At 46.0% G+C, this 6304-nt stretch carries 7 protein-coding genes; 3 read left to right on the forward strand and 4 right to left on the reverse strand.

The annotated features are described in order from the left end of the window. Window positions 1-901: O-acetylhomoserine aminocarboxypropyltransferase/cysteine synthase family protein (locus tag Q0Y54_RS11045; protein ID WP_297967767.1), on the reverse strand; the 901-nt coding region annotated here is incomplete at its 3' end. A gap of 480 nt (window positions 902-1381) precedes the next feature. Here Q0Y54_RS11045 and Q0Y54_RS11050 point away from each other — a divergent pair. Continuing rightward, window positions 1382-1789: an Rrf2 family transcriptional regulator gene (locus Q0Y54_RS11050; RefSeq protein ID WP_297967770.1), complete on the forward strand. Its 408-nt coding sequence runs from the start codon at window positions 1382-1384 to the stop codon at window positions 1787-1789. A 319-nt stretch (window positions 1790-2108) separates the two neighbouring features. On the opposite strand, the gene Q0Y54_RS11055 is transcribed toward Q0Y54_RS11050, so the two are convergent. The 3 genes from Q0Y54_RS11055 to Q0Y54_RS11065 all read right to left on the reverse strand — a co-directional run bounded on the left by Q0Y54_RS11055 (window position 2109) and on the right by Q0Y54_RS11065 (window position 4400). Then, complete coding sequence (locus Q0Y54_RS11055; RefSeq protein WP_297967773.1) at window positions 2109-2498, reverse strand: methylglyoxal synthase; 390 nt, start codon at window positions 2496-2498, stop codon at window positions 2109-2111. Between the two features lie 131 nt (window positions 2499-2629). Continuing rightward, window positions 2630-3718 carry a methyl-accepting chemotaxis protein gene (locus Q0Y54_RS11060; RefSeq protein ID WP_297967776.1) on the reverse strand — a complete coding sequence of 363 codons (1089 nt, stop codon included), beginning with the start codon at window positions 3716-3718 and terminating at the stop codon, window positions 2630-2632. Then, on the reverse strand, window positions 3666-4400 hold the full coding sequence (locus tag Q0Y54_RS11065; protein WP_297967778.1) for a cache domain-containing protein: 735 nt from the start codon (window positions 4398-4400) through the stop codon (window positions 3666-3668). Before Q0Y54_RS11065 ends, Q0Y54_RS11060 begins: the two co-directional genes overlap by 53 nt. 375 nt (window positions 4401-4775) lie before the next feature. Here Q0Y54_RS11065 and Q0Y54_RS11070 point away from each other — a divergent pair, with 375 nt between their 5' ends. Continuing rightward, entirely contained in the window at window positions 4776-5501 is a 726-nt protein-coding gene (locus tag Q0Y54_RS11070; RefSeq protein ID WP_297967780.1) for a FadR/GntR family transcriptional regulator, read from the forward strand. A gap of 15 nt (window positions 5502-5516) precedes the next feature. Beyond that, window positions 5517-6212, forward strand: a complete 696-nt coding sequence (locus Q0Y54_RS11075) for a zinc ribbon domain-containing protein (RefSeq protein WP_297967783.1) — start codon at window positions 5517-5519, stop codon at window positions 6210-6212. Window positions 6213-6304 lie beyond the last annotated feature (92 nt).

The following is a 6304-nucleotide window of genomic DNA, read 5'->3' on the forward strand; positions in this document are numbered from 1 at the left end:
TATTTTCCGCGTGACGCTCCAGGCGCAGGGACAGGGTCTCGGTGCCCTGCAGCAGCAGGAAGGCGGCAAATGGGGAAATGGTTGCCCCCTGGTCACGGAGCAAAATTGCCCGGATATAAATGGCAAAGGCGGCTTTGCCAGCAGCCTCCGTGAACTTTACCCCGTGGTAGCTTGGATTGGCCTCGGAAATCCAAGGATACTTGCCGCTCCTGGCCCAGTCGAAATTACCGCTGTCCACGATAACACCGCCCAAGGTCGTACCATGACCGCCAATAAACTTGGTAGCAGAATGAACCACTATATCTGCACCATGCTCAATAGGACGGATAAGGTATGGGGTGCCGAAGGTGTTGTCAATTACCAGCGGCAGGCCATGCTTATGAGCCAGCTTGGCAATGGCATCAATATCTGGAATATCGGAGTTTGGATTGCCCAGGGTCTCAATGTAGATAGCCTTGGTATTCTCCTGAATAGCCCCTTCGATTTCCGTTAAATTATGGGCATCCACAAAGGTGGTCTCAATACCGTACAACGGCAGGGTGTGGGCCAACAGATTGGCCGAGCCGCCATAAATGGTCTTCTGGGCCACAATGTGCTCACCGGCCTTGGCCAGTGCCTGAATAGTATAGGTAATAGCAGCTGCGCCGGAAGCCAGGGCCAGGCCGGCCACACCACCCTCCAAGGCAGCGATTCGTTCCTCAAAAACGCCCTGGGTGGAGTTGGTCAGGCGGCCATATATATTTCCTGCATCAGCAAGGCCGAAGCGATCAGCTGCGTGCTGGGAATTGCGGAATACATAGGAGGTAGTTGCGTAAATTGGCACTGCCCGTGCATCAGATGCCGGATCCGGGTTCTCCTGACCTACGTGAAGCTGAAGGGTTTCAAATTTATAGTTGCTCATAATAATCTCTCCTGTTCTATACATAAACGCAAATTTTGTAACTTATTCAGCGAAATCTGAGCTGTAAAAATCAGACTATATAGGCTAGTCCCATTCCCCTGAGCTGCACTAAATTCAAGCTGCGCCCTTTGCCGCTTTTACCTAAAGTGCCGCTTACAAAAAAACCGGGGCTTTATCCAAGCTCCCGGGCAAATGGCAAAATAATCAGCTGCATTGCAAAGCAGACGAATGCACCTGGCCATACTCACATGCCCGGGAGTAGCACATTCGACAAACCCATGCTGCTGTCTTACAAGTGTTGTTTACTCCATACATGACATTCATCTCCTTTCCCTAATACTTAATCTTGTGTGCTCAATTTCGATGTCTATATATTAAACCTATATGCCTACTATGTCAATAGGCAAATTAAAAAATTTGAAAATTCTACCAACCTTAAGGTAAAATAGGTTTAAGAAAAAATACGAAGGAGGTTATTCTATGATTTCAACTAAGGGAAGATATGCTGTACGCTTCATGATAGACCTGGCCCAGCAACCAACTGACAAGCCCATAACTCTGGATGATGTGGCCCAGCGCCAGGAGATTTCCAAGAAGTACATGGAGCGAGTAGTAAAAATGCTGGTCAGTGCCGGCCTGGTGAAGGGCACCAGCGGCAAGGGCGGCGGCTATCGGCTTCTGCGCAAGCCGGAGGAATATAATGTAATGGAAATTCTTCAGGTAACGGAGGGCCGCCTTACATCCGTTGCCTGTCTTCAGGAAGGGGCCGAGGAATGTCCCCGGGAAGCCCAATGTCTTACCCTGCCTATGTGGAAGCTTTTTGATGAAATGGTAAAGGATTTCTTCAGCAATATTACTATTGCCGATTTGCTTAAGGGACAAAGCTGACACATCTGCCATCAAAAAATTCTGCCCAACAAAAAAACAAATGCTGTACAAATGAGTTCCCATGCCGTGACACAACTGACATATCTGCCAATAAAAGGGCAGAAGCTGCCAGATGATTTCCCATGCCGTGACAAAACTGATATATCTGTCCAATAAGCTTCGTGCGAAACCTTATTTCGCACTACGCCCTTACAACGAAATCTAAAGCCCATCTGCATCCTTCGGATTTGATTTGCTAAGATTTCGCAATAAAAAAGCAGAAACCACAAAAGCGGTTTCTGCTTTTTTCATTGGGCTTTCTTACCCATTAATCCACTACTTAATCATTGGCCACTGTATTTTCAATAGCAACATACTTCAGCATAATATGACCGCTGGTTCTATTGGTAGCCAATGGGATATTATGAACGTCGCACAGTCTGAGCAAAGCGTTTATATCAGGCTCATGCGGCTGGGATGTAAGCGGATCACGCAAGAAGATTACATAATCGATCTCACCGGTTGCCACCTTGGCGCCAATCTGCTGGTCGCCCCCCAGGGGCCCGGACATCATGGTCTCCACCTCTACACCAAATTTCTCTTTAATTCGGGTACCGGTGGTATTGGTAGCTATCAGATGGCAATTTTGTAATAAATCAATATGCTGCTCTACAAATTCCAGCATTTCTTCCTTCTTCTTGTCATGAGCAATCAGGGCAATTGTCTGCATATAAATCAACCTCTTTTCTTTTCCTAGTTAAATTACATTAAGTAATATAGCACTAATCCATGAAAAAACCATGTAAAAGACTGGCACCAGGCCCATTTTATACATCAGACACCGCCCAGCCGGCACCGGATTTATCCTCTATCCATCTTAAAATGTTCAATGGATTTGAGCATCTCCTTGGCCATATCTGCCAAAACGCCACTGGAGCTTTCGATTTCGCTCATGGTAGCCGTCAGCTCCTCGCTGGCTGCCGATACGCTTTCGGCCTCGGAGGATACAGACGAGCTCTTTACAGCTACGGACTGAATAGCTTCCTCTATAGTCTTGGTATTTTCATTCAGGGAGCCCACAATGTTATTCATTTCGCGGGATTCATCAACGACCTTGCGTACCATTTCCGCAATTTCATTGAAGCTGGAGCCGGAATCCTGTACTACCTTGGTACCGGATTCTACCTGACTAACCCCTTCCTGCATAACAGCCACTGCCTTTTGGCTCTTATCCTGAATGGAAGTAATGAGACCGGCAATCTCACCGGCTGACTCGCTGGACTGCTCAGCCAGCTTTCTTACTTCATCGGCAACAACGGCGAAGCCACGGCCATGCTCACCGGCACGGGCGGCCTCAATGGCGGCATTAAGAGCCAGCAGATTGGTCTGACCGGCAATAGAGGAAATTGTATCCACAATTTTGCCAATACGATCCGATTCCTCACCCAGCTCAGTGATTACCTCAGCTGACTGCATAACCGACTTCTGAATAAGCTTCATCTGCTCCACTGCCCCATCAACGGTTCTGGACTCAGAAACAGCCTTATCCTGGGTTTGCTTTACAACCTCGCTGGAATGCTGGATTGTATTTACAAAATTGGTCATATGCTGTCCCAGAGTCTCCACCTGGCCATTGGCAGTCTCGATCTCGGTAAACTGCTCAGAACAATTACCGGCCACATTAACCATGGAATTGGCCACGGAATTGGACACCTCTGCCGACTGGCTGGCACTGTCGTTCAACTGACCGGCTGACGTGGTTACCTGCTGGGCTATATCCACGACCTTCTTCATCATGTCACTGATATTGGATTGCAGGGTACGCAATGCCTGCCGCATTTCACCAATTTCATCGTTGGTATCAAATCTGACATCATCATTTCTGTCAGTACGGAAATCACCGGTAGCCAACACCTTTAACCGGCTGGGTAATCCTATTGGCAAATACATAACCAATGGCAATAAAGGCAACCTGAAGTATCAGCACAAACACGCCCATCTTTAACAGGCTGGCCATCAGGGCCGCATCAGCATTTTCCTGCTGCTGAGCCACCATACTGTCAATGTAGTCAATCCATACACCTGTACCCAAAACCCACTGATATGGGGCAAAGGAAACGGTGTAATTCCGCTTCGGCAACGGAGTGTCCTCACCTGGCTTGGCAAACATCAGGTCAGTAAATCCGCCACCCTCCTTGCGGCCATTTTTAATCATTTCTTCAATAAAACGGGTACCGTTTGGATCTACCAAATTGATACGGCTCTTACCCTCAGAAGGACGTCCCAGAAGAACCACGTTGACACCATCATAGGTATCAACCCAGAAATAACCGGCACCATTATCATAGCGCATAGCCCTTACCCGGTCAGCAGCCTCCTTCTTGGCCTGCTCCTCTGTAAGGACACCACTCTGCTGCAGACCGTAGACATAATTAATTACGGAAACTGCACTCTCTGTCTGATCCTTAAGTTGCTTCTCAATGTCATGAGTCAGCGTCTCCCGATAGGCCGCAACCTGCCGATCTGACTCTTCCACCATGCTATAAACCATCATCATGCCTATACAAAGCGTGGTTAAAAGCGAGATGGATACTACAACAAAGATCACTTTGTTTTTCAACGATAGCTTCATACTTACTCCTCCCTAAATTTTTAGATATTCTATCAAAAGTAGAATATCATAAACTCAATTAATTGTCTTACAATTTCTACAATTATTTTTAAAATCCTGCTTTTTGGGCCTAAAAAAATATGTATATTTTAATTAACCAAATACAACCTCCCAAAATAATATTTTTCATCTGACAAATTACATAAATTATAATCCTCTTTTCTCTATGCTTTATCTACATTTAAGTGCCCTACATCAGCTATTTTATCCCATTTCCCAAAATAAGATTTATAAAATAATATAGATTTATTAATTTAAATTGTATATAATGGTCTTATAAATTTGAACAAGTATTACGGACAAAATACAACAAATTTTCAATAAGGAGAAAATGGCATGGACGATTTAAAGGAAGAGAGTGGGAAAACCCTGGTCGAGGTGACAACAGATCGAATAATTGAATACATTACTTCCAGACAGCTGAAGCCTGGTGACAAGGTGCCTACAGAAGCAGAATTCCTCGATAAATTCGCTGTCAGCCGCGGAACCCTCCGTGAAGCCTTCAAGGTACTCATTGCCCGCAATATTTTGGAGAGCCGTCAGGGGGCCGGCACCTTCATTTCAGAAAAGCAGGGCATTCCCGATGACCCTTTGGGACTGACCTTTATTTATGACGATAAGCTGCTGGCTCTGGATATGATAGATTTACGTCTAATGATTGAGCCAAAGGCTGCTCAGCTGGCTGCGGTAAATGCCACCGAGGAGCAAAAGCAGGCCCTTATTGACTTGACGGAAACCCTTGAGGAACGCATCAACAAAGGTGAGGATTATGTAGCCGAGGATGGACGGTTTCACCAGCTCATTGCGGAATCCACAGGTAATCGGATTATCGGCAATCTTACCTATATTCTGTTTACTTCCATCGAAAAAAATATTTCATTGACCCTTAATTCCCTGAGTGTGTCCAATACCCTTTATTACCACCGCCGCATTTTACGGGCCATTTTGGATGGAGAAATCTTCGACGCCTACAATGCCATGACCAACCATCTGAGCCTGATACGGGAGTATATGATCAGGGCAAACGACGAAGCTCAAGCTGACGAAAAGGAGCAGGAATAGATTTTCACTTTTCTTATGACTTATCAAATATCTAATGATTTTAACAACATAGCTTTTGCCCAAAATATAATCAGCGGCCTTGGCTTTATGCCCGTAAATTTTTATTTTCCGGGTGTAAACCCCCATATGGACAGCTGTATCGCCTTTGGGCTCAAGAAATTCAGCAATTTCAGCTCCATTGAGGAGCAGGTGTTGTTTTTCTACGATGATGGTGATATGAAGGCACCCAACAAGGGCTTTCTCCTCACCACCCGTGGTATGCATATCCTTGGTTATCCCTGGTTCATTCCCATGGAGCGGTTTATCGGTGCCAATATCCAGCTTACCAGGTCCCAATTCGGCTTTGACCTGAATATGTATTATCAGGAAGGAATTTCACCGGCATCGGATACCTACAAGATTTACGTACCCAATGATATGCTGATCCCTGTATTGCGAATGGTTTTTCAGCAGCTTGGCTCCAAGGACCCCATGGCCCCCATTGTAAAATCCAGCCCTGTAATATCCATGGCCTCCCGGTCTGCCATCAATTGCCCAAGCTGTAAGGCACCGGCCAAGGCAGGACAGAAATTCTGTATGAGCTGTGGTGCAGCTATTACCACTGATCGGCCCACAGCCCGCACCAAAAAGTTTTGTACTGAGTGCGGGGCAAAGCTTCTGCCGGGAGCAAAATTTTGCCAAAGCTGTGGAACAAAAATGTATACAGAGTGAACCTTTTTCAATGGAAAAGCGGCTCAATGAACCGCTTTTTTTATTATGAAACCATACCACGCACTACCTAAAAAAGCGCAAAGTACCCCTAT

The organism is uncultured Anaerovibrio sp. (assembly GCF_947302755.1).
Lineage (GTDB): Bacteria > Bacillota > Negativicutes > Selenomonadales > Selenomonadaceae > Anaerovibrio.